The sequence below is a fragment of the Streptomyces sp. NPDC127068 genome, assembly GCF_042724695.1.
In the GTDB taxonomy this organism is placed as follows: Bacteria; Actinomycetota; Actinomycetes; order Streptomycetales; family Streptomycetaceae; genus Streptomyces.
In genome coordinates this window covers 1-25905 of sequence record NZ_JBHXEN010000084.1, presented here as the reverse complement: position 1 = coordinate 25905, position 25905 = coordinate 1, and the positions used below count along the sequence as shown (strand labels likewise).

Genomic DNA, 25905 nt, shown 5'->3' with positions numbered 1-25905 from the left:
TTGTGGTTTTTTTTTTTTTTATTTCTCGGCGCGGGCGGGGGGGGGGGCCCCGGCCGGGGGCCGCGCGGGGGGGGCCCCGCGTCGGTCGTGGGGCGCGCCCCCGCCCCGGCCGCCCCCCACCCCCGTACGCGTGTCCGGACGGGCTACAGACGCCAGCCGCGGTGGGTGTTGACCGTCTTGGTGTTGTCCCAGCGGAAGCGGAGTTGTTCGGCCGAGGTGCCGTCCGGGAGGGCGAACACCGCCCATGCGGTGACCTGTTCGCCGAGGAGCAGTTCCCCGTCGGCGTCCAGGGCCTGACCCACGGTCAGTTTCGTGACGTCGGTCAGCGCCTTGTGGGCGCGGCCCTCGGAGTCCAGCACCGACAGGGACTTGGCCAGGATGCCGTCGTAGGTGTCCCAGCCGGTGTTGGCGATGGACACCTTCACGGCCTCCCAGTGCTGTCCGGCGGCGGGGGCCGTGCCGCCGCCCTTGGCGGGCAGGGCCCCGACGACCACGGACTTGGGGGTGACGGTGAGTTGGTACTGCGGCTCGTCGCCGTCGCCCTGGTCCGACCCGGGGGCGCTGAACCGGCGCCCGTCGCCCAGGTAGGCGGCACCGTACGCACCCGCCTGTTCCCGGACGCCCGCCGACACCGCGGCGTCGGCGCCCGAGAGGGGGCCCGCGGCCGGGGCGGCGCCGCGGGTGCCGGGGGACGAGGAGGGTGCGGCGGTGTCCGTGCCGCCCTTCCCGCACCCCGTGCAGGCGAGAGCGATCAGGACGGCGGAGGCGCCCAATGCGCTGAGTGATCGATACACCACCGCATCATGACCCACGCCCCAGGTGTGACGGCCGAGGCATGGCTCCCCCGTTCGAGTGACTTTTCTGATGGAATCACCTGAGGTTCACTCTTTCCAGGTACCCCGAGCAGCGGCGTCCCGGGCGTAAGCGGAGAAATCGCGTGCCGGGCGGCCGAGCACCTCCTCGACCCCGTGCACCACATGGGCGTTGCGCCCGTCGGTCAGCAGGTCGACCAGTTCCAGGAAGTCCAGGGGCAGCCCGGCGCCCTCCAGTACGGCGCGGAAGTCGTCCCGGGTCACGGGAACGTACCGGACCTCGCGGCCGACGGCCCGGGTGAGTTCCGCCGCGACCTCGGTGAAGTTCAGCAGCCGGGGTCCGGACAGCTCGTAGGTGCGCCCGACGTGCCGGTCGTCGGTCAGGGCCGCCACGACCACGTCGGCGATGTCGTCGGCGTCCACGAACGGCTCCACCGCGTCCCCGGCGGGGAAGGCGATCTCACCGGCGCGCACGGCGTCGACGAAGGTCCCCTCGTCGAAGTTCTGGGCGAACCAGCTGGCCCGGACCACCGTCAGATCGGCGCCGGAAGCGCGCACCGCCTCCTCGCTGCGGTGCGCCCCCTCCTCCCCGCGCCCCGACAGCAGCACCAGGCGCCGCACGCCCCGCCCGACGGCCGTCCGGGCGAAGGCTCCGACCGTTTCGGCCGCCCCGGGGAAGCCGAGGTCCGGGTAGTAGGTGAGGTACGCGGCACCCGCCCCGTCCAAGGCGGCGTCCCAGGTGGCCGGCGACTCCCACCGGAAGGGCGACCGAGCGGACCGCGACCCGATCCGTACCGGCAGCCCCCGGGCGGTGAGCCGCTCGGCGACCCGGCGTCCGGTCTTGCCCGTCCCGCCGATGACCAGGGTGGTCCGGCCGTCCGGGGTGGTGGGGGCGCCGTGCGTCCGTTGTTCGCTGCTCATGTTCGTCGTCCCGTCTCCGTAGGGTTTCCCGGCGGACCGTCCACCGGGGTGGCCCCGGGGGCTCCGCGGGCCTGTGTCCAGCCAACCCCGCCGCCCCCGGACGGACCATGGCCGGGGAACTCACGCCCATGCGCGAGCGTCCAGACTCCGCACGTCCACCACCGTCGTGGGGCCGGCTTCACCGGTTCGGCCCACCCCCCTCCGCCGTTCCGCCCCGTCCCGGCGGGACGTACGCCTATCCGGATCAAGCCGATCTGCGCGGCGCCCGCTCCGTTCCTACGGTGACTGAATGGTCATCAGATGTATCTCGCGCGCGGCCCTGGCCCGTTCCGTGGCGCTCGCGCTCGGTGCCGCGCTGTTGTTGCCGGCGTCCGCGGCGGCGGCCAGGTCCCGGGAACCGGAGCCGCCGAAGCCACGGCCGATGCCCGGGCGGACCCTGCTGGAGCGTCCGGGAACCCAGGCCAACCCGGGCGGGCCGGGCACCCCCGCCCCACCGACCGGGCTGTCCGCGCTCTCGTGGCTCGTCGCGGACGCCCGTACCGGTGAGGTCCTCGCGGCCCGGGACGCGCACCGGAAGCTGCCGCCCGCCTCGACCCTCAAGGCGCTCTTCGCCGTGACGGTGCTGCCGCACGTCGAGGGCGGCTCCGCGCACACGGTCACCGACGCGGAACTCGCCGACATCGGCTCGGGCAGCTCGCTGGTGGGGGTGGAGGCGGGGTACCGGTACCGGGTCGAGGACCTGTGGCGGGGGGTTTTCCTGAGTTCCGGCAACGACGCCGTACGGGTCCTCTCGTCGCTGAACGGGGGCGTCGACGAGACGGTGCGCCAGATGCAGGCCAAGGCCCGTGCCCTGGGCGCGATGGACACCCGGGTCGTCTCCCCCGACGGGTACGACGCGGAGGGGCAGGTGTCCTCGGCGTACGACCTCGCCGTCATCGGGCGGGAGGGACTCACCGACCCCGACTTCATCCGGTACGCCTCCACCAAGCTCGCGGACTTCCCCGGTGGCCGGGTCACCTTCCCCATCCAGAACACCAACCGCCTGCTCACCGGCGAGGACGGGGTCGCGGCGTACCGGGGACTGATCGGGGTGAAGAACGGCTACACCACCCATGCGGGCTACACGCTGATCGCGGCGGCCGAGCGCGACGGACGGACCGTCATCACCACGGTGATGAACCCCCAGGACGGCGGCCACGCCGTGTACGAGGAGGCGCGGGAACTGCTCGACTGGGGGTTCGCGGCGATCGGCCGGGTGCGTCCCGTCGGTTCGCTGCTGCCCCCGCCGCCGCGGCCCGCGCCGGCTGCGGCCACCCGACCCGCGGCGGCCACGCCCCGGCCGCTGGCGGTGCCGGTGGCCGGGGCGGACGCCGCCGACGCCGAGTGGTCGACGGCGTCGTGGCTCGGCGGCAGCGCCCTGGTGCTGCTGACCGGTCTGACCGTCGTACGGGCCCGCCGACGCGGCCGGACCGAGCAGGAGTTCTGAGCCGGCCAGGCTCCGGACCGGCGAACGCGTCTGCAACCGTCACGGGACGCCGTTCGTCTCAGGAGCACACAGGGGGAAAGGACCGTCCTGGCGCAGTGCGCCGGACGCACAGGACACCGCGGCACGGGCGCGTCCGCACCCCCACCGGGCACCGCACGACGAACAGGGGAACCAGCAATGCGCGTTCGTTCCGTACTCGCGGCCTCGGCCGCCGCCACCTCCCTCGCCCTCCTCCTGCCCGCGACGCTCGCCGTCGCGGCACCGCAGGACGCCCGGGCGACCCCCACCTGCCGCGAGGCCGGGGTGAAGGTGAAGGCGACCAAGACCGACCAGCGCACCCTCGTCCGCATCACCGTCGAGAACACCACCCGCCGCAGCTGTGTGGTCGACCACGTCCCGACGGTGACCTTCGGGAACCTGGACGGGGCCGCCCAACCGGTCCCGGCCACCACCAGCAGGCCGTACACGCTCCGCGCCGGGGCGAAGGCGCACGCCAAGGTCCGCACCGTCAAGCGGCTGAGCGACCCGTCCGCCCGGACCGTGGCGACGGTGCACGTCGCCGCCGACCCGAGCCACCGCGGCACGTCCTTCGGCGCCAGGGCCCTCGGCTCGCCGAACGGCGTCAAGGTCTACGAGCCGGTGACGACCTGGTGGCACGCGACGCAAGCGCTGGCCGACCGCGCGCTCCGCCGGGCCGGCTGACCCGGATCGGGACGTCCGCCCCCGTCGGGGCACCCCGCTAGCGCCCGGCGCCCGGACGGGTCACCCTGGTCGCAGCCGCCCGCCGAGGTCGGCTGCGTACCGGGCGACCACCAGGAAGGGCCACGACACATGAGCCAGCCGCGCGAGACCGTCACCGTCACCGACGTACCGGGTGAGCAGCGCTACGAGGCCCGCCTCGGTGACACCCTCGCGGGTTTCGCGCAGTACATCCGCACCTCCGAACTGATCGCCTTCGTCCACACGGAGGTGGACCCCGCGTTCGAGGGCCGCGGCGTCGGCGGGGCGTTGGTGCGGGAGTCGCTGGACGCGGCGCGGGCGGCCGGCACCTCGGTGCTCGCGGTGTGTCCGTTCTACTCGGGCTGGATCGCCCGGCACCCCGAGTACCGGGACCTGCTCTACACCCAGCAGAGCAAGGTCAGCGACTGACGGCCCGGCGGGAGCGGAGCGAACGCCGTGAGCGGGGATGCGAAGGGCGGCCGGGAGCGGGACGACGGCCCCGGGGTACGGCTGTCGTCGGCCCGCGGGCGGTGGGTGCTCGCCTGCGTGGTGCTCGCCTCCGGGATGGCGATGCTGGACGGCACGGTCGTCACGGTGGCGCTGCCGCGGATGGGCCGCGACCTGAACGCTTCGCTGTCGGGTCTGCAATGGGTGGTCAACGCCTACATGCTGACGCTGTCGGCGCTGCTCCTGCTGGGCGGTGCCCTCGGTGACCGGATCGGCCGCAAACGGACCCTGGTCATCGGCGTGGTGTGGTTCGCGGTGGCGTCCGCGCTGTGCGGGATCGCCCCCGACGACGCCACCCTGATCGTCGCCCGCGCCCTCCAGGGAGTGGGCGGCGCGCTGCTGACCCCCGGGTCGCTGGCACTGGTCCGTTCGACGTTCCACCCGGACGACCAGTCGCGTGCCGTGGGTGCCTGGTCGGGGCTGACCGGGGTCGCGGGCGCGCTCGGTCCGTTCCTCGGGGGGTGGTTGATCGACGGGCCCGGCTGGCGCTGGATCTTCCTGATCAACGTGCCGCTGGCCGCCGTCGTCATCGCGATCGCCGTGTGGCACGTCCCGGAGAGTCGTGACCCCGAAGCCGCCGGGCAACGCTTCGACCTGCTGGGCGCCTGTCTGGGCGCGCTGTGCCTCGCCGGCGTCAGCTACGCCCTCATCGGTGCCTCGGGGGGCCTGTCCGCGGCTGCGGTCACCCTGTCCGCCGCGGGGGGCGTGCTGGCCGGGATCGTGTTCGTCGTGGTGGAGCGGCGCACGGCGGCGCCCATGCTGCCCCTGTCGATCTTCCGCTCGCGGCTGTTCTCGGCCACCAACGCGATGACCCTGTGCCTGTACGCGGCGATCGGCGGCATCCTGTTCCTGCTGCCCGTGCAGTTGCAGACGGGGCTGGGCTGGAACGCGCTGGAAGCGGGTACGGCGACCCTGCCGATCACCGTGCTGATGCTGCTGTTGTCGGCGCGCGCCGGTGAGTTGACCCGACGGGTGGGGCCGACGCTGCCCCTGGTGACGGGCCCGCTGGTCGCCGCGGTCGGGGTGCTGCTGATGGTGCGGGTGCGCCCCGGGTCGTCGTACGTGGCGGACGTGCTGCCCGCCGTGGTGGTGCTCGGCGTGGGCATGAGCCTGTTCGTCGCACCGCTGACGGCGACCGTGCTGGCGTCCGTCGACGCGACGCGCGCGGGGCTCGCGAGCGGGGTCAACAACACCGCCGCGCGGATCGCGCAGTTCCTCGTGGTCGCCGCGCTGCCGCTCGCGGTGGGACTCTCCGGGGACGCCTACACCTCGGCGGAGGCCGTGAACACGTCGTTCCACCGGGCGGCTTTCGGCTGCGCGGGGCTCTTCGCCCTGGGATCGCTCACCGCCGCGCTCCTGATCCGGCCGGTGTCCCCCCGGCTCCAGGACGCCCCCGCACCGCTGTGCAAGTCGAACATGGCGGCGAACTGCCCGCCGTTGGAGCCGGGCCCGCGCGCTCCGCAGCCGCAACGACGGACGCCGGACCCGGAACCCTGATCCCGGAGGACCCCGGAGGACCCCGGGGAGACCCGGGATCGGGCCGGGCCCGGGACGGACGAACAGGCCACGGGCCCCACCGCTCGGGAAGGAGCGGTGGGGCCCGTGGCCGGCGGGGAGCGGATCAAGGAGGGGGGATCCGCCCACCACCCGTCACGGGGGTGACTCAGTCACCGCGCTTGCGGGAGGCCCGGAAGCGGCGGCGCAGGAGCGCGCCGCCGAGCAGGGCGAGCCCGGCGGGGGCCACCAGGGCCAACGGGTCGGCCCCGGTCTGTGCGAGCGTCGCCGGACCCTCGGGGGCCTTGGTGCGCTCCTCCTCTTCCCTCTCCTGCTCCGGCACCACGGTCGCCGGAGGCTTGGCCTCCTGCTGCGGGGCGTGCTTGACCGGCTCCTTGACGGGCGGCTTCTCGGGCTTCGGTGCGACCGGGGGCTCCGGACGCACGGGGGGCTGCGGCGGCTTGGGCCCGGACACGTTCTCCGAGTGGTTGCCGAAGACCGGGTTCCCGACGCCCACGACGTTCACCGAGTTGCCGCTGACGTTGACGGGGAGGTCGATCGGCAACTGGACGCCGTTGCCCGAGATCACCCCCGGTGAGCCCACTGCGGCGCCCTCGGCCGTCGAGCCGCCGCCGTTCGAGGTGCCGGACCCGACCTGCCCACCGGGCGCCGCCGGGTCTCCGTACCCCCCAGGTTCCGCTGCGCTTCCCCCCTGGTTGGCGCACGTGTTGCCCGCCGCCGGGTTGAGGAGGCCGACCACGTTCACCGTGTTCCCGCACGCGTTCACGGGGACGTGTACCGGCAGCTGGATCGTGTTCCCGGACACCGCACCGGGGGAGCCGACCGCCGCGCCGTCAGCCGCCGCGTCCGCGAACGCCGGTGCCGCACCGACGACGGCGCCTGAGGCGACGGCCGCGGCGATCAAGCCATTCCGGGCAACCCGCTTCATAGGTTCCCTGCCTTCCAGATCGTCTGCGGGCACTCGCCCGCACTGGAGGAAACGCGAGAGAACGGTTCGAGTTATGGCCAATCAGGCTTTCACCCCATTGGGCTATCAGACGGTCGAACTGACCCACGTCGCCCTCACGAGCGATCACCTGTGCGACAACCGAACCGATCCGTGAGGCGCACGGTGCCCCCGGCTCGGTGGGCGCCCGCCCGGACGGGCGCCGCGCAGCGCCCAGGACGAACACCCGTCCCACGAGGGGGGGGACGGGTGCGTACCTGCCTCAGCTCGGGTCGGCGTCGCCGGGCGCCGGTATCAGCCCACCGCGCCGCGGACGACGCGCGCCAACGCCATCGCCGCGTCCTCCTCGACGCCGGTGCGGAACTCCCGTTCGTAGCTCTCGTCACCCAGTGCCTCGCGGGCCGCGCGTTCGCACTCCTCGCGGATCGGGCCCAGTTCCGGGGTGCCGCGCTGTGCGTGGCCCACCCCCCGCCAGAACGCGAGCCCGGTGCCGGCGAGCCGGGCGGCAGAATCGTTCTCGCCCCCGGCCGCCAGCGCGGCGGCCAGCAGGTCGAGGCCGAGCGCGATGCCGAAGCTGTCACCGAGCCGGCGCTTGCCGTCGAGCATCGCGCGGGCGTGCTCCGCGGCCTCCCGGGGCCGGTCCTGGAACAGGGCGATCAACGACAGCTGGTAGTACGTGTAGTTGCGGGCCCAGTACTCGCCGCGCGCCACGCACCCCCGGCGCAGCCGCTCCGCCTCCTGCGCCGCACGGTCCAACTCCCCGCCACCGGTCAGGGCGAAGATCCGCACCAGGTGGCAGCGGAGCACCGACGCCGAGGCGAACGGGCCGTCCGGCGCGGTGGCCAGGGCCCGGTCGGCGACCTGTTCCGCGGCCGTCGGACGGCCGGACAGCAGATGGGTGATGCCGAGGAGGTAGGCGGCCGAGCGGCGGCCCTCCAGGTCGTCGTCGCGATCGGCCTCCCGGGCGCACGACTCCCCCAGCAACCTCGCCTTGTCGTGCTCGCCCTGGAGCAACGCACAGCAGCCGAGGGCCCACTGGGCCCGGGTACGGGTCGGGCCGGGCACGCCGTACTGGGCGAGCGCGGACTCCAGGTAACCGCGGGCCTCGTGGAGGTGGCCGCAGCAGGCCCAGAAGAAGCCGACCCGGGAGGCCATCTCGGTGGCGGCGTGCGGATCGTTGGCCAACAGGTGGTCGAGCGCCGCGCACACGTCCGGGTGCGCGGCGGCGAGCCTGCGGTACCAGCCCGCCTGGCCGGGGCCGAGCCACCCGTCGTCGGCCCGGCGGACCAGGTTCAGGAAGGCCCGGGCGTGCCGTCCCTCGGCGGCCTTCTCCTCGCCGAGTTCGGCCAACCACATCCGGCCGTACTCACGGACGGTGTCCAACATCCTGAAGCCGTTGCCCCGCCGGGACACCACCGACTTGGCGACCAGACCCGCCAGCGCGGGCGCCACCGCGTCGGCGTCCAGCGGCCCGCCCGCGCAGACGGCCCGGGCCGCGGACTCGTCGAAGGTGCCGCGCAGCACGGACAGCCGGGCCCACAGCAGCCGTTCGAGCGGGGCGCACAGTTCGTGGCTCCAGCCGATGGCGGTGCGCAGGGACTGGTGCCGGGCGGGGCGCACCGGCTCCGCGGTGTCGAGGGCGGAGAGCGCGGTGCGCAGTTGTTCGGCGACCTCCTCGACGGTTCCGTTGCGCAGTTGGGCGCCGGCGAGTTCCAGGGCGAGCGGGATGCCGTCGAGCCGTCGGCAGATGGCCGCGACCGCCCTGGACGGTCCGGGGCCTTCGAGGCGGATGGTGGGGTTGGCGGCGCGCGCCCGGTCGACGAAGAGGGTGAGCGCGTCGCCGTCCCGGGGCAGCGGGCCGACCTCGAAGCGCAGTTCCCCGGGGATGCCGACGGGTTGGCGGCTGGTCGCCAGGATGGTCACGTCCGGACAGGCCGTCAACAGGTCGCCGACGAGGTCACGACAGGCGTCGACCAGGTGTTCGCAGGAATCCAGGACCAGCAGCATGCGTTTGTCGGCGAGCCATGCGCACAGGGCGTCGGCCGGCATCCGCGGGGTGTGGTCCGCGAGCCCGGAGGCGTCGGAGACCGTGGCCGCGAGCAGCCGTTCGTCCTGGAGCGGCGACAGGTCGGCCCAGGCGACCGCTTCGGGCGGACCGAGGATCCCGGTGGTGACGGCGTGCAGGGCGAGCCTGGACTTGCCGACGCCTCCGGGACCGGTCAGCGTCACCATGCGGTGTCCCGCGAACGCATCGACCAGCCGGGCCAGCTCGGACTTGCGTCCGACGAAGCTCGTGGACTCATCAGGAGTGCTTCCCACCACGGGGAACAGTGTGGACCAGCTCACACCGCTGTGCACCGTCCGTCGGGAAAAGCAGCCGGAAACGGTCACGGCGTGCCCGGAGTTGACCGATACCTGTTCTGGCCGGGTACGGGCTTGCCGATCGCCGTATGAGGGAAAGTGACCGGTTGCGGACGGACGGGATCTCCACGCCCGGTGCGGGGAGGGTGTCCGTCGTCCCACGGGCCAGCAGTCATCCGGGCCAACCGGGCCCCCTGCGAGAGGAGTGGTCAGCATGCACGTGCAGTGGCGCAGCAGCGGTCGTGCGACCCGTGCCGAGTTCGTCCTGCCCAAGGGGCGGGCCTCCCCCAGACGGGCCCGGTGGTTCACCCGTGCGGTGCTGGCTCAAGGGCCGGACCGTACTCCGGGGCAGCTCCAGGACGCCCAGCTCGTCGTCTCGGAGCTCGTCGCCAACGCGACCAGGGCGGCCCGGCGGCCGTGCCGGCTGAGCCTGCACGTGAACGATCGCGAGCTCACCGTCCAGGTGCAGGACGACAGTCCGGGCCGACCGGTGCTCCGCCCGCCGTCCGCGTCCGCCGAGTCCGGGCGGGGTCTCGCCCTGGTGCACGCGCTGTCCCGGCACCTGAGCGTGTCGGACGACCGGCGGGGCGGCAAGACGGTGCGGGCGGTGCTGGCGCTGGACTGACCGTCCGCCGGGGTCACGGACCGGGGCGGGTCCGCCCGGACGTACGCCCGGCGGTCAGGCTTCCACGGACACGGATGTCGGGGTCCGGTCGGCCCGGTGGCGCACGACCGGCCAGTAGCCGTCCGGGAAGTAGTCGCCCGAGGTGTCGTCGAAGTGCACCTCGAAGTCGCCCGACCGGTAGACCACCAGGGCGCCCGGGCACAGCGCGCCCCGGTACCGGTGCTCGTCGTCGGCGGTCTCGGTGCCGTCGCGTCCCCAGGACCACAGGAACTCCCGGCCGGCCGCCTCGACCGAGGCGAAGTCGGCCACCAGGGCCCGGGCGTGCGGGAGGAGTGCGGTGACCTTCTCGACGGCCGCGCCGTCGAAGGTCAGGCGGACGTCCCGGTCGCCGAGCACCAGGTCGGTCCCGTACCCGCCGGTGCCCCGGGCGTGGGTGATCGTGCCGAGCACCGCGTCGTGCACCGCGGGCGTGCGGTCGGGCGTCCAGGAACGGTCGGGCAGGGACCCGGTGGCGAGGAACGCCTCGGTCAACCGGACCTCGTACCGCGGATCGTCGCCGGGCGGCAGCAGCAGGACGTGCGTTCCGAACTGTTCGGGGGTGGCGCGTACGGTGCGGCCGTCCGCGGCGCGGAGGGTGAAGTGGGTCGTGTCGTGGGTGAGGCGCTCCACCCGGAACGTCCGCGGCAGCGCCACCCGTGCGACGCTTCCGCCACCGGAGGGCCCCACGGTGGCCAGTACGGCTTGCTGCTCGCCGTCGGACCCGGTGCCCACCCGGAAGACGGCGGACAGTTCCGTTCCCACGCACAGCGCCCGGGCGCCCTGTCGCAGGGAGTCCAGGCTGACCCCGTCCCCCCGCAGCGCTCCGGCGAAGACCTCCAGCTCGTGCACCACGACCTCCCCGGCCCACAGCATAACCACCCCGCTGCCGGGCCCGGGAGCGCTCGCCCCCGGGCCCGGCCGGGGGCCGGGCGTGCGGCTCAGTGCCCGCGCCGGAGCCATGCGTCGAGGTGCGGGGCCTCCGCGCCGATCGTGGTGGAGTCACCGTGGCCGGTGCGCACCACCGTGTCGGCGGGCAGGGTGAGCAGGCGGTCCCTGATCGAGGCGACGATCGTCGGGAAGTCGCTGAAGGACCGGCCGGTGGCTCCGGGCCCGCCCGCGAAGAGGGTGTCCCCGGTGAACACGGTGCCCAACTGGGGTGCGTGGAGGCTGACGGCGCCCCGGCAGTGCCCGGGGGTGTGCAGCACCCGCAGGACGGTGCCCGCGACCGCGATCTCCTGTCCGTCGGTCAGCTCGCCGTCGGGCGCCCGGTCGGGGTGGGTGAGCCGCCACAGTTCGCTGTCGTCGGGGTGCAGCAGGACCGGCGCGCCGGTGCGGTCGGCGAGTGCGGGGGCCGCGTCGACGTGGTCGTCGTGGGCGTGGGTGCAGACGATCGCGACGAGTCGACGGTCGCCGACGGCCTCGGCGATCGCGTCGGCGTCGTGGGCCGCGTCGATGACCAGGGCCTCCGTGTCGTCGCCGATGATCCAGACGTTGTTGTCGACGTCCCAGGTCCCGCCGTCCAGCGAGAACGTGCCGGAGGTGACGAGGTGTTCGATGCGCGCGGTCATCACAGCACCACCACCGAGCGCAGCACGTCGCCCTGGCTCATCCGGGTGAACGCGGCTTCCACGTCGTCGAGGGTGATGGTCTCGGTGACGAACGCGTCGAGGTCGAGCCGGCCCTGGAGGTACAGGTCGATCAGGATCGGGAAGTCCCGGGAGGGGAGGCAGTCCCCGTACCAGGAGGACTTGAGGGAGCCGCCGCGGCCGAAGACGTCGAGCAGCGGGAGGTCGATGCGCATCTCGGGGGTGGGGACGCCGACCAGGACGACGGTGCCCGCGAGGTCACGGGCGTAGAAGGCCTGTTCGTAGGTCTCCGGACGGCCGACGGCGTCGATCACCACATCGGCGCCGTGGCCGTCGGTGAGTCCCCGGATGGCTTCGACGGGGTCGGTGGTGCGGGAGTTGACGGTGTGGGTGGCGCCCAGGCCGCGCGCCGTCTCCAGTTTGCGGTCGTCGATGTCCACGGCGACGATCCGGGCGGCTCCGGCGAGCCGGGCGCCGAGGACGGCTGCCGCGCCGACCCCGCCGCAGCCGATGACGGCGACCGAGTCGCCCCGGCCCACTCCCCCGGTGTTGATGGCGGCGCCGATGCCGGCCATCACTCCGCAGCCGAGGAGGCCGGCTGCGGCCGGCGAGGCGGCCGGGTCGACCTTGGTGCACTGGCCGGCGGCGACCAGGGTCTTCTCGGCGAACGCCCCGATGCCGAGGGCCGGGGAGAGTTCGGTGCCGTCGGTGAGGGTCATCCGCTGGCGGGCGTTGTGGGTGTCGAAGCAGTACCAGGGGCGTCCCCGTCGACAGGCGCGGCACTGACCGCACACGGCGCGCCAGTTGAGGACGACGAAGTCCCCGGGGGCGATCTCGGTGACGTCCTCGCCGACGGACTCGACGGTTCCGGCGGCCTCGTGGCCGAGGAGGAAGGGGAAGTCGTCGTTGATGCCGCCCTCCCGGTAGTGCAGGTCCGTGTGGCAGACCCCGCTGGTCTGCACCTTGACCACCGCTTCACCGGGGCCCGGGTCGGGCACGTTGATCGTCTCGATGCGGACCGGCTCGCCCTTCGCCCGTGCGACGACGCCCCGCACCTGTTGCGTACCCATGTCCGTCCCCAATCCGTTCCGTGATGCGCGTGCCGCCCGGTCCTCGAGGGCCGCCCCGTCGGGCCCCTCGGGCCCGACCCCTGGAGCGTACGTTCCCGCAGGCGGGGGCGGCACCCGGGGGCGCGGGTGGACGGGCCGTCGGGCTTCCGGTGCGGATCTAGGGTGGGCGGATGCGTGATCCTTCGATGGGCTCCCCCGGTACCGGTCGCCGTCCGGCGGCGCTGGCGGCCGACACCCTGCTCCCGGTCGACGGGGGGCTCGCGGCGGCCCTGGTGCTGCTCCTGGTGGTGGCCGCGGCGGTGGCGGCGGTGTACCGGCTGGCGCCCGACGGGTCGCGGTCGCGGGCGCGGGAGGTCGCGGTCGCGGGTGGACGGGCCACCGCGCAACTCGCGGCCGTGTCGCTGGTGATCGGCTGGGTGGTGCAGTACCCGGCGGCGACGGCCGCGTTCCTGCTGCTGATGTGCGCGGTCGCCACCCGTACCGCGGGACGGCGGCTCACCGCGGGCCGCGGTTGGTGGTGGGCGGCGGTGCCCGTCGTGGCACCGGTGGCGCCGTTGGTCGCGTTGCTCCTCGCGACCGGGCTGCTGCCCGCCCGCGGCATCGCGATGATCCCGGTGACGGGCATCCTGATCGGGGGCGCGCTGACCGCGACGGTCCTGGCGGGGCGGCGGGCGCTGGCCGAGTTGACGGCCCGCGCCGGGGAGGTCGAGGCGTGTCTGGCCCTGGGCTTCCTGGAGCGCGAGGCACGGTTGGAGATCGCCCGGCCGGCCGCGTCCGACGCCTTGCTGCCCGGACTCGACCAGACCCGGACCGTGGGTCTGGTCACCTTGCCGGGTGCGTTCGTGGGGATGCTGTTGGGCGGGGCGTCCCCGGTCCTCGCGGGAGCGGTGCAACTGTTCGTGCTCATCGCGCTGATGGCGGTCCAGGCGCTGGCCGTGGCGTTCACCGTGGAACTCGTGGCCCGGGGGCGGCTGCGTCGGCCCGCGGCGCACGGAACCGCACCGTCCGCCCGTTCGTGATAGCAGCGGGGACCCCGCTCGCCGAACGGGCGGCGGGGCCGACGCAGCAGACGAGCCAGCAGAGGGGAGCCGGCATGGCCACGAGCGCCGCCCGGGTCGACGGGGACGCACTGGTATTGGGAGGGGTCCGGGTGCGGTTCGTCCGTACCCTCAGGTTGCCGGAGACGGGGACGCACCCGCTGCCGCCCGGCCTCGGCAACTTCCCGATCCGACGGGTGGAGGACTACGCCGGGTCGGTGCCGTCCGAGTGGCTGGCCAAGGGCGGGGTGATGCTGCCGGTGTACCTGCGCGAGGCGATGTGGCTGAGCTTCTCGGGCACGGTGGAGCCGTCCGCCCTCCAGGTGGGGGTGGGCAAGGTGTGCGCGGTCTCCGGGAAGCCGTGGAGCGGCGCCCTGGGACGGCGTCCGCAGAACTACCTGGTGCTGCCGCGGCAGCCGTGGCTCGACGGGATCAACTCCGGCAGGGGGACGGTGCGTCAGTTCGTCGCGGTGCCGCTGGGCCTGGGGGCGACGGTCGAGGGCCAGGTCACCGGCGAGGAGACGGTGGGCGGCGTGCAGCTCCAGGCGTTCGGGCTCGGTGACGCGGCCCGCCGTGCGTGGGAGGCGGAGCGCGCGGCGGCCCGACAGCGGACCGCCGTGGCGTACGGGGCCGTGGGGGCGGCCCTGCCCGCGCCGGGCGGCCCGCCGCCCCCTGCGGGTGCCCCGCAGACCCGGGGCGGCCCGCCGCAGCAGGCCGCGGCGATGGGTCTGGGCGCGGGCGGATCGATGCGGCAACAGGTGTTCCGGGACGACCGGCCGCTCACCGACTGGGCGCGGGAGCCCTCGGCCCGCACGTTCGTGCATCTGGTGACGGCACCCCAGTGGCGGCAGATCACCGGTGAGCGGCCTCCCGCGTCCCCGGTGGACCGGGCCGCGTACACGGCCGCCGGACTGCCCTGGTTCGACTACTACGACGAAAGCGCGACAGCGGTGGACCTGGCGCCCGCGGACCCCCTCCGGGCGGTCAGGCCGGTCGGCGACTGGCTCGGCGACGACCACGCGCCCTGGCAGGCGCCGGGTGCCCCTCAGGTCAAGCCGCTCGGCGATCCCCGGCCGGGCCGTCCGGTGGCGGACGGCGACTGGTGAGCCCGGGCCCCTGAGCCGCGGGCGCCGCCCCCCCCTGCCGGAGGTGACGGCTCGCGCGGAGCCCGGTCCCGTCGCAGGATGGCCGCATGCTGCTCGCCCGACTCGCCCAGGTGTCCCGGGACGTCGGCGCCACCTCGGCCCGGACCCGGAAGGTCGCGCTGCTTGCGGAGCTGTTCCGGGAGACGGAGCCGCAGGACGCGCCGGTGGTCGTCACGTACCTCGCGGGGCGGCTGCCGCAGGGGCGGATCGGCGTGGGCTGGAGCGTGCTGCGGGACCGGGTGGCGCCCGCCGCGGAGCCGCTGCTCACCGTGCGGGCGGTGGACTCCGCGCTGACCTCGCTGGCCGCCGTGTCCGGGACGGGGGCCCGGGCGACGCGGGCGCGGCTGGTCGGGGAGTTGTTCGGCGCGGCCACCGAGGAGGAACAGCGTTTCCTGCGCGGGCTGCTGAGCGGTGAGGTCCGGCAGGGGGCGCTGGACGCGCTCGCCGTGGAGGGCCTGGCCGGCGCCACGGCGACGCCCCCTCAGGCGGTGCGCCGCGCGGTGATGCTCGCGGGTTCCCTGCCGGACGTGGCGGGGGCGCTGCTCTCCGACGGCCCCGGGGCGCTGGACGCGTTCCGGCTCACGGTGGGCCGGCCGGTGCTGCCGATGCTCGCCGGGAGCGCGCCCTCGGCGGGTGCGGCGGTGGACCGGCTCGGCGGTCCGTGCGCGGTGGAGGAGAAGCTGGACGGCATCCGGGTGCAGGTGCACCGGGACGGCGACACGGTACGGGTCTTCACCCGGACCCTCGACGAGATCACCGATCGGCTTCCCGAACTCGTCTCCCTGGTGCTGGAGTTGCCTGGCGAGCGGTTCATCCTGGACGGTGAGGTGCTCGCCCTGGGCGCCGACGGACGGCCCCGGTCGTTCCAGGAGACGGCGGGCCGGGTGGGTTCCCGGGCGGACGTGGCGTCGGCGGCGCGGTCGGTCCCGCTGTCGCCGGTCTTCTTCGACGCCCTCGCGGTCGACGGTCGTGAGCTGCTGGACCTGCCGCTGGAACGCCGGCACGAGGAGTTGGCCCGGCTGGTGCCGGCCGCCGCGCGGGTCCGGCGCACGGTGGTGGACCCGGGCCCGGACGGGGGTTCCCCGGCCCGGGCCGCCGCGCAGGCGTTCCTGACGGCGGCCTTGGACCGCGGTCAGGAGGGCGTGGTCGTCAAGGCGCTCTCCGCTCCGTACAGCGCGGGCCGCCGGGGCGCGTCCTGGTTGAAGGTGAAACCGGTGCACACCCTGGACCTGGTGGTCCTGGCGGCGGAGTGGGGACACGGCAGGCGGACCGGGAAGCTGTCGAACCTGCACCTGGGCGCGCGCCGGCCCGACGGCACCTTCGCGATGCTGGGCAAGACGTTCAAGGGGCTCACCGACGAGATGTTGGCCTGGCAGACCGCGCACCTGTCGGGGATCGCCGTCAGCGACGACGGGTTCGTGGTGACGGTCCGGCCCGAGACCGTGGTGGAGGTCGCCTTCGACGGGCTCCAGCGGTCGAGCCGCTACCCGGCCGGGGTGACCCTGCGGTTCGCGCGGGTGGTGCGCTACCGGGAGGACAAGTCGGCCGACCAGGCCGACACGGTGGAGTCGGTGCTCGCGGTCGCCGGGACGCCGGCGGGCAGGGGGCCGGAGGCATGACGGTGAAGCGCAGCGCGGGCCTGTTGCTCTTCCGGCACCGCCCGGGCGGCCCGGAGGTGTTGCTCGGGCACATGGGCGGGCCCCTGTGGGCGCGCCGGGACGCCGGGGCGTGGAGCGTGCCGAAGGGCGAGTACGTTCCGCCGGAGGAGGCGTGGGACGCGGCCCGGCGGGAGTTCCAGGAGGAGCTGGGGCTCCCGCCGCCGTCCGGTGCGGCGGTCCCGCTCGGCGAGAGCACCCAGGCGAACGGGAAGGTCGTCACCGTCTGGGCCGTCGAAGCGGACCTGGACCCGGCGGATGTGGTGCCCGGCACGTTCACCATGGAATGGCCACCTCGGTCCGGCCGTACCGGTACCTTCCCGGAGCTGGACCGGGTCGCCTGGTTCGGCATCGACGCCGCACGCGAGGCGCTGGTGAAGGGACAGCGAGTGTTCCTCGACCGGTTGACCGCAGCGCCGGGGCCCTGACGACGGGCACCGCGTTGCGGTGCGGTCCGCGCCGGGTGAGGGTCGAAGAACCGCGCACCAGGAGGTACCCGATGTCCCCCGCTCCCCCGTCCCTCACGACCGTCAACCCCGCCACCGGCGAACGGGTCGCCGTCTTCGACGCCCTGGACGCCGACGGTGTCGAACGGAAGCTCGCGACCGCGGTGGCCGCCTTCGAGGCGTTCCGGCTGCTGCCGTCGTACGAGCGGGCCCGGCTCATGCACAGCGCCGCCGACCTGTTGGACCACGACGGGCCCCAGATCGCGCGGGTCATGACGGTCGAGATGGGCAAGCCGATCACGCAGGCCCGCGCCGAGGCCGCCAAGTGCGCCAAGGCGATGCGCTGGTACGCGGAGCACGCCGACGCGCTGCTCGCGGACGAGGTCCCGGACCCCGTCGACGTGACGGACTCCGGTGCGGTGGGCGTCCGGGTGGTGTACCGGCCGCTGGGCGTGGTGCTGGCGGTGATGCCGTGGAACTTCCCGCTGTGGCAGGTGGTGCGGTTCGCGGCTCCGGCCCTGATGGCCGGCAACGTGGGGTTGTTGAAGCACGCCTCGAACGTGCCGCAGACGGCGTTGTACCTGGAGGACCTGTTCCGGCGCGCGGGCTATCCGCAGGGGTGCTTCCAGACGCTGCTGATCGGTTCCGGCGCGGTGGAGGGTCTGCTGCGGGACCCGAGGGTGGCGGCGGCGACCCTGACCGGAAGCGAGCCGGCGGGACGTTCCGTGGCGGCGATCGCCGGGGACGAGGTCAAGAAGACGGTGCTGGAGTTGGGCGGCAGCGACCCGTTCGTCGTCATGCCCTCCTCCGACGTGGAGCGGGCGGCCCGGGTCGCGGTCACGGCACGGGTGCAGAACAACGGTCAGTCGTGCATCGCGGCCAAGCGGTTCATCGTCCACGAGGACGTGTACGACGAGTTCACCGACCGGTTCACCGAGGCGATGCGCGTGCTGCGGGTGGGCGATCCGCTGGACGAGGCGACGGAGGTCGGGCCGCTGGCGACGGAGCGGGGGCGGGCCGAGCTGGAGGAGCTGGTGGACGAGGCGGTGGAGAGCGGTGCGACCGTGCTGTGCGGCGGACGCCGGCCACCGGGTCTCCCCGACGGCTGGTACTACGAACCCACCGTCCTGGCCGACGTCACGCCCCAGATGCGCATCCACCACGAGGAGGCGTTCGGTCCGGTCGCCACCCTGTACCGGGTGGCGACCGTCGACGAGGCGGTGGCGGTCGCGAACGACACGCCGTTCGGGCTGAGCTCCAACGTGTGGACGCGGGACGCCTCGGAGATCGCGCGGTTCACCCGCGACCTGCGGGCCGGCGGGGTCTTCGTCAACGGGATGACGGCCTCGCACCCCGCGTTCCCGTTCGGGGGCGTCAAGCGCTCCGGCTACGGGCGGGAGCTGTCCGGGCACGGCCTGCACGAGTTCTGCAACATCACCACGGTGTGGCAGGGCCCCTGACCGGAGCAATCCGGGGACCCTCGGCGCGGGAGGGCCGCGGCGGGGCCCCCGGCGGATACGATCCAGTCCGTCGTCGTCCCCGGGAGGAACCAGTGGGCCGGGAAGTCACGCCCCCTGTGATCATCGACAGTCACGGCAGCCTGCATGTGGCCGCGGCGGATGTCAGCAAGCTGCTGCGCGGGATCGGAGCCCATTGGCTCCATCTCGTGGAGCGGGAACGGCCGGGCCTGGACGAGGACACGGTGGCCGCCCTGGCCATCGAGCTGGCCAAACTCGCCGACCGCATCGACGTGGCCTGCATCGCCCACCAGACGACCGCGACGTCCTGACCCCGTAGGCGGCACGGACGGACCCCGCAAGGGTGTGCTCCGGGCCCGTACGGGCGTACGGAGGGCTGCGCCCGTCCATGGGGTTCCCCGCATCCTGGAGGCCGTCTTGCGTCCGAGCGCCCGGACGGCGGCCCGGCGCCATCGAGCGGGAACGCAGCTACGAACTGATCCTGCCGTACCCGGTCGGGGAGGCCCGCTCGCGCGACGCCCTGATCGAACGGATCAGGGACGCGTACGAGCGCCGGTACGGCCAGGAGTCGGTGGGCCGGCTGGAGATACGGACCCGGGCCGACTTCGGCTGACCCCCCGCGCGACCGGTGCCGCCGAGCCCCGTACCCCCGGTCTGGAGTAGTCCGACGCGATATCCCCGCCGACGCGGGTCATCGTGGGTGGACCACCCTTCGTCCGGGGGGCGAGAGAAGGCACGTACATGGCGACACTGTGCAGACCCGCTGTATCCGTTCCGGAGCACATCATCACGATGGAGGAAACGCTGGCGTTGGCGAGCAGTCGCCACGCCGACCACCCCCAGTTGCCGCTGGCGCTGCGTCTCATCAGGAACACGGGCGTCAGGACCCGGCACATCGTCCAGCCCATCGAGGAGACCCTGAAGCACCCGGGCTTCGCGGACCGCAACAAGCTGTACGAGGCGGAGGCCAAGGCCCGGGTGCCGGCGGTGGTGCGGCGCGCGCTGGAGGACGCCGAGCTCCGGGCCGCGGACGTCGACGTCATCATCTACGTCTCGTGCACGGGCTTCATGATGCCGTCACTGACCGCGTGGCTGATCAACGCGATGGAGTTCTCCAGCGACACCCGGCAGATACCCATCGCCCAGCTCGGCTGCGCGGCGGGGGGCGCCGCCATCAACCGTGCGCACGACTTCTGCACCGCCTATCCGGAGGCGAACGCGCTGATCGTGGCGTGCGAGTTCTGCTCCCTGTGCTACCAGCCGACCGACCTCGGGATCGGGTCGCTGCTCTCCAACGGCCTGTTCGGGGACGGGGTCGCCGCGGCCGTGGTGCGCGGGCAGGGCGGCACCGGCGTCACGCTGGAGCGCAACGGTTCGTACCTGATCCCGAAGACCGAGGACTGGATCGCGTACGACGTCCGGGCGACCGGATTCCACTTCCTGCTGGACAAGCGGGTGCCGGCCACGATGGAACCCTTGGCCCCGGCGCTCAAGCAACTCGCGAACGTCCACGGCTGGGACGCCACCGACCTGGACTTCTACATCGTCCACGCGGGCGGCCCGCGCATCCTGGACGACCTGAGCAAGTTCCTCCAGGTCCCCGCGGAGGCGTTCCGCTTCAGCCGGGCCACCCTCACCGAGTACGGCAACATCGCGAGCGCCGTGGTGCTCGACGCCCTGCGCAGGCTGTTCGACGAGGGCGGCGCCACGCACCGCGCGCGGGGGCTGCTCGCGGGGTTCGGCCCCGGGATCACCGCCGAGATGGCGCTCGGGCGTTGGGTGAACGCGGACGAGCCGCTGGCGTCCTCGGTGCAGGCACCCCGTCAGGCCCTCGCCTGAAGGCGCGGGCCGGCGCGCACCCGCGCGTCCAGTCCGTCCCGGGGCCCGCTGCGCGGTCCGGCGCGTTCCCCTGGCGCGCCGGACCGGGGTGCGGACCCGGCCGCGCGTCGTCGCCCGCTCCCGTCCGCCCCGATCCCCGCTTCCCGAAGCGCTCCGCTGACCGGCTCCACCGACGACGAAGGCCATCGGCATGACCCACGAGACGACCCGTACGACCGCCCCGCCGCCCGTGCGGTTCTGGCCCGCCCTGGACCTGACCGCAGTCGACTTCGATCCGGTGCTCGCCGAGCTGATGCGGGAGGGTCCCGTCAACCGCGTCCGGTTGCCCAACGGGGAGGGCTGGGCCTGGCTGGTGACCCGCTACGACGACGTGCGGGCCGTGACGAACGACCCGCGGTTCAGCCGGGCGGCGGTGATGGGACGCCAGGTGACCCGGCTGGCACCGCACTTCATCCCGGTCCCGGGCGCGGTCGGTTTCGCCGATCCGCCGGACCACACCCGGTTGCGGCGCGCCGTCGCGGCGGCGTTCACCGCGCGGGGCGTGCAGCGCATCCGGGAGCGCTCGCAGGAGATGTTGGACGAGTCGGTGGACGGTCTGCTGCGGGACGGACCGCCCGCGGACCTGACCGAACGGGTGCTCGCCCCGTTCCCGATCTCCGTGATCTGCGAGCTGATGGGAGTGCCGGCCGCGGACCGGCAACGGATGCACACCTGGACCCAGCTCATCCTGTCCTCCTCGAACGGTGCCGAGGTCAGCGAGCGGGCGAAGGACGAGATGGTGGCGTACTTCACGGACCTGGTGCGCTCGGGGCGGGACGGGGTGTCGGAAGACGTCGTCGGGCTGCTGGGGGCCGCGGTGGGCCGGGGCGAGGTGAGCGAGGAGGAGGCCGTGGGGCTGGCGGTGCTGGTGCAGATCGGCGGCGAGGCGGTCACCAACAACACCGGTCAGTTGATCTACCTGCTGTTGACCCGGCCGCAGTTGTGGGAGCGCTTGCGGACCGAACCCGGGGTGCGTTCGCAGGCGATCGACGAGTTGATCCGGTACATCCCCCACCGCAGCGCGGTCGGACTCTCCCGGATCGCGATGGAGGACGTGGACGTGCGGGGCGTGCGGATCAGCGCCGGGGACCCGGTGTACGTGTCGTACCTCGCCGCGAACCGCGATCCGGACGTGTTCCCCGAACCGGACCGCATCGACTTCGACCGCAGCCCCAATCCGCACGTGTCCTTCGGGCACGGACCGCACTACTGCGTGGGCGGCATCCTCGCGAAGATGGAGGCCGAGCTGATGGTGTCCACGCTGGTCGACCGGCTGCCCGGGCTGCGGCTCGCCGTGCCGCCGCAGGAGGTGCCGTGGCGCAAGGGCGCGCTGATCCGGGGGCCCGAAGCCCTCCCGGTGACCTGGTGACCCGGCGGGAGGGCCACGGATGACGGCATTGATCCCGCCCGAGGGGGTCCGCTCGGTGGGCGAGGGCCTGCTGGTGCCGCCGGGGCACGGCAAGCGGGTGCTGACCCCGGCCCAGGACGTCACGTTCAAGGTGACGGGCGAGCACTCCCGGGTGGCGTCGAGCTTCGAGGTGGTGGTGCCGCCCGGCTTCGACGTGGGCGCCCATGTGCACGCCCGCAGCGAGGAGTTGTTCTACGTGCTGGAGGGCGAGCTGGACGTGCTCGCGTTCGAGCCGAAGGTGCGCACCGCGGAGCGCTGGCAGCGGTGGGAGTCCCCGGGCGGGCGGCAGGTGGTGCGGGCCACCCCGGGCACGGTGATCGTGGTGCCGCCGGGCTGTCCGCACGCCTTCGCCAATCCCACGGACTCCCCGGCGAGGATGTTCTTCCAGTCGTCCCCGCCCCCCGACCACGAACGCTACTTCAACGAACTGTTGGAGATCCTCTCGGCGGGCGGCGCCCCCGACCACACGGCGATCGCGGAACTGCGCGCCCGCTACGACATCGAACAGCTCACCCCGCTGCGCCACGGCCACCACGCCCTGCCCGGCCAGTGACGGGCCGGGTCCGGGCACCCGGGGAGCCGGTGCGCACCCCGCCCGACGCGCCCGCCGGGCCGGTGCGACGCGCCCGCGGCACGGCCGTGGCGTCACCGGCGGGCGGAGGCTGCCAACACCCGGTCGGGCACCCGCCGAAGGGGGGCTCGGAGCCCGGGGTGCGTCGGCCCGGGGTGTTAGTTTTCGCTGGCGTCATCGAGATTCATTCGGGGTGGGGAGAGACCATGGAGACCACACAGCGGGGCGATCAGAAACGGTCCGCCGACCGGCGCCGGCACGAGCTGCTCGAAGCCGCGGACCGGGTGGTGCTCCGGGACGGCCCGGGTGCCTCGATGAACGCCATCGCCGCCGAGGCCGGCATCACCAAGCCGATCCTGTACCGCCACTTCGGCGACAAGAGCGGGCTGTACGCGGCCCTGGCCCAGCGGCACACCGATGCGCTCCTCAGTTCGCTGCGGACGGCCCTGGACGCCCCGGCCGAACGGCGCGAACGGGTCGAGGCGACCCTCGACACCTATCTCGCCGCGATCGAGGCGAGGCCCCAGGTGTACCGGTTCCTGATGCATCCCGCGGAGGGCGGCGCGCCCGTGGACGGCGCGTTCGACGCGGGACAGCACTCCGCTCCCCTGCTGCGGCACCTCGGAGAGGAACTCGCCCGGGTCATCGAGGAGCGGCTCGACCTCGGCCCCGACGGGGACCGGCTGTCGCGGGTCTGGGGCCACGGCATCATCGGCATGATGCACGCCGCCGGCGACTGGTGGTTGGGTGAACGTCCCTGTTCCCGGGCGGAGTTGGTGCGTAGCCTGGCGGATCTGCTCTGGGGCCGGCTGGCCGCGGCGGGTGACCGCGCGGGCGGCCCCGGTTTCTGACCCGGCGTCACGGGAGGCCGTCGGTCGCGCTAGCCCTGCCGGTCCCGCTCCAGCGTGCGCCGTACCCGGCGGGCCCGCCATCCGGTCGCCCGGTCCACGTACAGCCCGCCGTCGAGGTGGTCGGTCTCGTGCTGGAGGCAGCGCGCGAAGAACCCCGTCCCGTCGAGGTGCACCGGCTCGCCCCGCACGTCCACCCCCGCCACCACGGCGTGGTCGAAGCGTTCGGTGCCCGCTTCGAGCCCGGGCAGGGACAGGCACCCCTCGGGGCCCCGGATCACGATGCCGTCGGCGCTGAGCAGCGTGGGGTTGACCACATGGCCGAGGTGCCGCTCGTCCTCGTCGTCGGGACAGTCGAACACGAACACCCTCAGGGCTTCGCCGATCTGGTTGGCGGCCAGCCCCACCCCCCGGGCCGCGTACATCGTCGCGAACATGTCCTCGACCAGACGCTCCAGCGGCGGCCCGAACGCGGTGACCTCGGCGCAGGGCTCGCGGAGCACCGGATCGCCGTGCGGGACAAGGGGTCGTACGTGTCCGGAGGCTCCCGGGATGGTGCGGTGCGGCATGGGGGTAAGGGTACGTTCACCGGACCCACGCAATCGGGGACGGTGCCGTGGTTCGGGCAGGTGACCGTATCTCGATAGGCTGAGGGCTATCGAGGCCGGTGCAGGCGCGGCGCCGTACGCAAGGAGGACGCAGAACGATGGCAGCAAACCCGGACCCGCTGTCGCCACGAGCCAAGCTGGCCGTGACGGCGGGCAAGGCGGCCGCGGCGGTCTCGCGCGCGGCGGGCCGCGGCAGTGGATCGGTGATCGGCGGCCGGGTGGCGCTCAAACTCGACCCAGAACTGCTCGGACGTCTCGCGCAGCACCTGGACGTGGTGCTGGTCTCCGCCACCAACGGCAAGACGACGACGACCCGGCTCATCGCGGAGGCGCTGCGCGCCGCCGGACCCGTGGTGTCGAACGCGCTCGGCGCGAACATGCCCGCCGGGATCACCTCGGCACTCGCGGGCGGCTCGGACTCCCGCTACGGCGTGATCGAGGTCGACGAGAAGTACCTGTCCGGGGTGGCCCGTGACGTGGAGCCGAAGGCGATCGCGCTGCTGAACCTCTCCCGGGACCAGCTCGACCGGGCCGCCGAGACCCGGATGCTGGCCGAGCACTGGCGTGAGGGCCTCGCCGGCACCAAGGCCGTGGTGATCGCCAACGCGGACGATCCGCTGGTCGTGTGGGCGGCGTCCTCGTCGCCGAACGTGATCTGGGTCGCGGCGGGCCAGATGTGGAAGGACGACGCCTGGTCGTGCCCGTCCTGCGGCGGTGTGATGCAGCGCCCCGGCGACGACTGGTACTGCGGCGAGTGCGGCTTCCGCCGTCCCGCGCCCAGCTGGGCCCTCCAGGGCGACTACGTCCTCGACCCGCACGGCTCGGCCTGGCCGATCCACCTCCAGCTGCCGGGCCGCGCCAACAAGGCCAACGCGGCGACCTCCGCCGCGGTGGCCGCCGTGTTCGGGGTGCCGCCGCAGGTCGCCCTGGAGCGGATGTACCAGGTGCAGGCGGTCGCGGGCCGTTATGACGTGGTCCAGTTCATGGGACGTGACCTGCGGCTGTTGCTGGCCAAGAACCCGGCCGGCTGGCTGGAGACGTTCTCGTTGATCGACCCGGCGCCGGCGCCGGTGATCCTCTCGGTGAACGCGCGCGGTGCCGACGGCACCGACACCTCGTGGCTGTGGGACGTGGACTACACGCGGCTGACCGGGCACCCGATCTTCGTGGTCGGTGACCGCAAGTTGGACCTCGCGGTCCGGCTCGAGGTGGCCAACCAGAGCTTCCAGGTCTGCGACTCGGTCGACCAGGCGGTGCAGTTGGCCCCGCCGGGGCGCATCGAGGTGATCGCGAACTACACCGCGTTCCAGGACCTGCGCCGCCGCATCGGCAACTGACCCGGCCGACCGAGCCGCGTTCCCGCACGCCCGCCCCGCACGATGGGCCTTTGAGCCAAGGATTTTGAGGATGAGCGAAAGCAGTCTGCGTCTGGTGTGGATCTACCCGGACCTGCTCAGCACGTACGGCGACCAGGGCAATGCCCTCGTCGTGGAGCGCCGGGCCCGCCAGCGGCGCCTGGACGTCACCCGGATCGACGTCCGCAGTGACCAGCCGATCCCGACCTCGGGTGACATCTACCTGATCGGCGGCGGTGAGGACCGTCCGCAGCGGCTGGCCGCCGAGCGGCTGCGTCGGGACGCCGGGCTGCCGCGGGCCGTGGAGAACGGCGCGATCGTCTTCGCGGTGTGCGCCGGGTACCAGATCCTCGGCCACGAGTTCATCAACGACCTCGGCCAGCGCGAGCCGGGCCTCGGGCTGCTCGACGTCAAGACGGTCCGCGGCGAGGGCGAGCGGTGCGTGGGCGACGTGCTCGGGGACATCGACCCGCGGCTCGGGCTGCCCCCGCTCACCGGCTTCGAGAACCACCAGGGCGTCACGTACCTGGGCCCGACGGCACGGCCGTTCGCCCGGGTGCGGATCGGTCGGGGCAACGGCAGCGGGGACGGGACGGAGGGCGCGTACAACGACACCGTGTTCGGCACGTACATGCACGGGCCGGTCCTCGCCCGCAATCCGTTGGTCGCGGACCTGCTGCTGAAGCTCGCACTCGATGTGAACGCGCTGCCGCCGACCGACGACCGCTGGTACGAAGCGCTGCGCAACGAGCGGATCGCCGCCGCCCAGCAGCCCGCCTGAGCGCTCCGCGCGCCCGCCCGTGCGGAGCGCCGCACAACTGAGCGGAGCCCCCGTCTGACGGGGGCTCCGCTCAGTTGTGCGGGGGTGTCCACAAGGCGGACGGGCCG

Annotated in this window: 25 protein-coding genes and 1 pseudogene; 18 read left to right on the top strand and 8 right to left on the bottom strand. The window is 73.7% G+C overall.

What is annotated here, in order from left to right:
• Positions 1-143: 143 nt before the first annotated feature.
• Entirely contained in the window at positions 144-794 is a 651-nt protein-coding gene (locus tag ACFWIA_RS33465) for a hypothetical protein (RefSeq protein ID WP_387011028.1), read from the bottom strand.
• An 87-nt stretch (positions 795-881) separates the two neighbouring features.
• Positions 882-1733: an NmrA family NAD(P)-binding protein gene (locus ACFWIA_RS33460; protein WP_387011027.1), complete on the bottom strand. Its 852-nt coding sequence runs from the start codon at positions 1731-1733 to the stop codon at positions 882-884.
• A 289-nt stretch (positions 1734-2022) separates the two neighbouring features.
• On the opposite strand from ACFWIA_RS33460, the gene ACFWIA_RS33455 reads away from it, so the two are divergent.
• The 4 genes from ACFWIA_RS33455 to ACFWIA_RS33440 all read left to right on the top strand — a co-directional run bounded on the left by ACFWIA_RS33455 (position 2023) and on the right by ACFWIA_RS33440 (position 5943).
• Positions 2023-3219, top strand: a complete 1197-nt coding sequence (locus tag ACFWIA_RS33455) for a D-alanyl-D-alanine carboxypeptidase family protein (RefSeq protein ID WP_387011026.1) — start codon at positions 2023-2025, stop codon at positions 3217-3219.
• A 177-nt stretch (positions 3220-3396) separates the two neighbouring features.
• Positions 3397-3921, top strand: a complete 525-nt coding sequence (locus ACFWIA_RS33450) for a DUF4232 domain-containing protein (RefSeq protein ID WP_387011025.1) — start codon at positions 3397-3399, stop codon at positions 3919-3921.
• A gap of 129 nt (positions 3922-4050) precedes the next feature.
• The gene (locus ACFWIA_RS33445; protein WP_385495341.1) at positions 4051-4368 is read left to right on the top strand and encodes a GNAT family N-acetyltransferase; all 318 of its coding nucleotides are present in this window, start codon (positions 4051-4053) and stop codon (positions 4366-4368) included.
• A gap of 27 nt (positions 4369-4395) precedes the next feature.
• On the top strand, positions 4396-5943 hold the full coding sequence (locus ACFWIA_RS33440) for an MFS transporter (RefSeq protein ID WP_387011024.1): 1548 nt from the start codon (positions 4396-4398) through the stop codon (positions 5941-5943).
• 166 nt (positions 5944-6109) lie between these two features.
• Here ACFWIA_RS33440 and ACFWIA_RS33435 read toward each other — a convergent pair whose 3' ends face one another.
• The gene (locus tag ACFWIA_RS33435) at positions 6110-6889 is read right to left on the bottom strand and encodes a chaplin (RefSeq protein WP_387011023.1); all 780 of its coding nucleotides are present in this window, start codon (positions 6887-6889) and stop codon (positions 6110-6112) included.
• A gap of 312 nt (positions 6890-7201) precedes the next feature.
• Entirely contained in the window at positions 7202-9229 is a 2028-nt protein-coding gene (locus tag ACFWIA_RS33430) for an ATP-binding protein (RefSeq protein WP_387011029.1), read from the bottom strand.
• A 253-nt stretch (positions 9230-9482) separates the two neighbouring features.
• Here ACFWIA_RS33430 and ACFWIA_RS33425 point away from each other — a divergent pair, with 253 nt between their 5' ends.
• The gene (locus ACFWIA_RS33425) at positions 9483-9893 is read left to right on the top strand and encodes an ATP-binding protein (protein ID WP_387011022.1); all 411 of its coding nucleotides are present in this window, start codon (positions 9483-9485) and stop codon (positions 9891-9893) included.
• Between the two features lie 54 nt (positions 9894-9947).
• Here the strand turns inward: ACFWIA_RS33425 and ACFWIA_RS33420 are convergent, their stop codons facing one another.
• The 3 genes from ACFWIA_RS33420 to ACFWIA_RS33410 all read right to left on the bottom strand — a co-directional run bounded on the left by ACFWIA_RS33420 (position 9948) and on the right by ACFWIA_RS33410 (position 12588).
• The gene (locus ACFWIA_RS33420) at positions 9948-10805 is read right to left on the bottom strand and encodes a hypothetical protein (protein WP_387011021.1); all 858 of its coding nucleotides are present in this window, start codon (positions 10803-10805) and stop codon (positions 9948-9950) included.
• 65 nt (positions 10806-10870) lie between these two features.
• Positions 10871-11500 (bottom strand): MBL fold metallo-hydrolase, encoded by a 630-nt coding sequence (locus ACFWIA_RS33415; protein ID WP_387011019.1) that lies wholly within the window; start codon positions 11498-11500, stop codon positions 10871-10873.
• Positions 11500-12588 carry an S-(hydroxymethyl)mycothiol dehydrogenase gene (locus ACFWIA_RS33410; protein WP_387011018.1) on the bottom strand — a complete coding sequence of 363 codons (1089 nt, stop codon included), beginning with the start codon at positions 12586-12588 and terminating at the stop codon, positions 11500-11502. Before ACFWIA_RS33410 ends, ACFWIA_RS33415 begins: the two co-directional genes overlap by 1 nt.
• 170 nt (positions 12589-12758) lie before the next feature.
• Here ACFWIA_RS33410 and ACFWIA_RS33405 point away from each other — a divergent pair, with 170 nt between their 5' ends.
• The 11 genes and pseudogenes from ACFWIA_RS33405 to ACFWIA_RS33355 all read left to right on the top strand — a co-directional run bounded on the left by ACFWIA_RS33405 (position 12759) and on the right by ACFWIA_RS33355 (position 23057).
• A complete protein-coding gene (locus ACFWIA_RS33405; RefSeq protein ID WP_387011017.1) occupies positions 12759-13607 on the top strand; it encodes an ABC transporter permease in 849 nt (282 codons plus the stop codon).
• A 74-nt stretch (positions 13608-13681) separates the two neighbouring features.
• A complete protein-coding gene (locus tag ACFWIA_RS33400) occupies positions 13682-14731 on the top strand; it encodes a hypothetical protein (protein WP_387011016.1) in 1050 nt (349 codons plus the stop codon).
• 86 nt (positions 14732-14817) lie between these two features.
• Complete coding sequence (locus tag ACFWIA_RS33395; protein WP_387011015.1) at positions 14818-16389, top strand: ATP-dependent DNA ligase; 1572 nt, start codon at positions 14818-14820, stop codon at positions 16387-16389.
• Positions 16386-16853, top strand: coding sequence for an NUDIX domain-containing protein (locus ACFWIA_RS33390; protein WP_387011014.1), 468 nt, complete (start codon positions 16386-16388; stop codon positions 16851-16853). The genes ACFWIA_RS33395 and ACFWIA_RS33390 overlap by 4 nt, the downstream gene beginning before the upstream one ends.
• 71 nt (positions 16854-16924) lie before the next feature.
• Positions 16925-18331, top strand: coding sequence for an NADP-dependent succinic semialdehyde dehydrogenase (locus ACFWIA_RS33385; RefSeq protein ID WP_387011013.1), 1407 nt, complete (start codon positions 16925-16927; stop codon positions 18329-18331).
• Between the two features lie 92 nt (positions 18332-18423).
• Complete coding sequence (locus ACFWIA_RS33380; RefSeq protein ID WP_387011012.1) at positions 18424-18660, top strand: DUF6213 family protein; 237 nt, start codon at positions 18424-18426, stop codon at positions 18658-18660.
• 134 nt (positions 18661-18794) lie between these two features.
• Positions 18795-18962 (top strand): annotated as a pseudogene (locus tag ACFWIA_RS33375) (DUF3574 domain-containing protein); the annotation flags it as partial.
• A 128-nt stretch (positions 18963-19090) separates the two neighbouring features.
• The gene (locus tag ACFWIA_RS33370; RefSeq protein WP_387011011.1) at positions 19091-20188 is read left to right on the top strand and encodes a type III polyketide synthase; all 1098 of its coding nucleotides are present in this window, start codon (positions 19091-19093) and stop codon (positions 20186-20188) included.
• A 190-nt stretch (positions 20189-20378) separates the two neighbouring features.
• On the top strand, positions 20379-21596 hold the full coding sequence (locus ACFWIA_RS33365) for a cytochrome P450 (RefSeq protein ID WP_387011010.1): 1218 nt from the start codon (positions 20379-20381) through the stop codon (positions 21594-21596).
• Positions 21597-21615: 19 nt separating this feature from the next.
• On the top strand, positions 21616-22188 hold the full coding sequence (locus tag ACFWIA_RS33360) for a cupin domain-containing protein (RefSeq protein ID WP_387011009.1): 573 nt from the start codon (positions 21616-21618) through the stop codon (positions 22186-22188).
• A 224-nt stretch (positions 22189-22412) separates the two neighbouring features.
• The gene (locus ACFWIA_RS33355; RefSeq protein WP_387011008.1) at positions 22413-23057 is read left to right on the top strand and encodes a TetR family transcriptional regulator; all 645 of its coding nucleotides are present in this window, start codon (positions 22413-22415) and stop codon (positions 23055-23057) included.
• Between the two features lie 29 nt (positions 23058-23086).
• On the opposite strand, the gene def is transcribed toward ACFWIA_RS33355, so the two are convergent.
• Positions 23087-23623 carry a peptide deformylase gene (gene def, locus ACFWIA_RS33350; RefSeq protein ID WP_387011007.1) on the bottom strand — a complete coding sequence of 179 codons (537 nt, stop codon included), beginning with the start codon at positions 23621-23623 and terminating at the stop codon, positions 23087-23089.
• A gap of 137 nt (positions 23624-23760) precedes the next feature.
• Between def and ACFWIA_RS33345 the strand changes: the two genes are divergently transcribed.
• A complete protein-coding gene (locus tag ACFWIA_RS33345) occupies positions 23761-24999 on the top strand; it encodes a MurT ligase domain-containing protein (RefSeq protein WP_387011006.1) in 1239 nt (412 codons plus the stop codon).
• A gap of 70 nt (positions 25000-25069) precedes the next feature.
• Positions 25070-25798, top strand: coding sequence for a type 1 glutamine amidotransferase (locus ACFWIA_RS33340; RefSeq protein WP_387011005.1), 729 nt, complete (start codon positions 25070-25072; stop codon positions 25796-25798).
• The last annotated feature ends 107 nt before the right edge of the window (positions 25799-25905 follow it).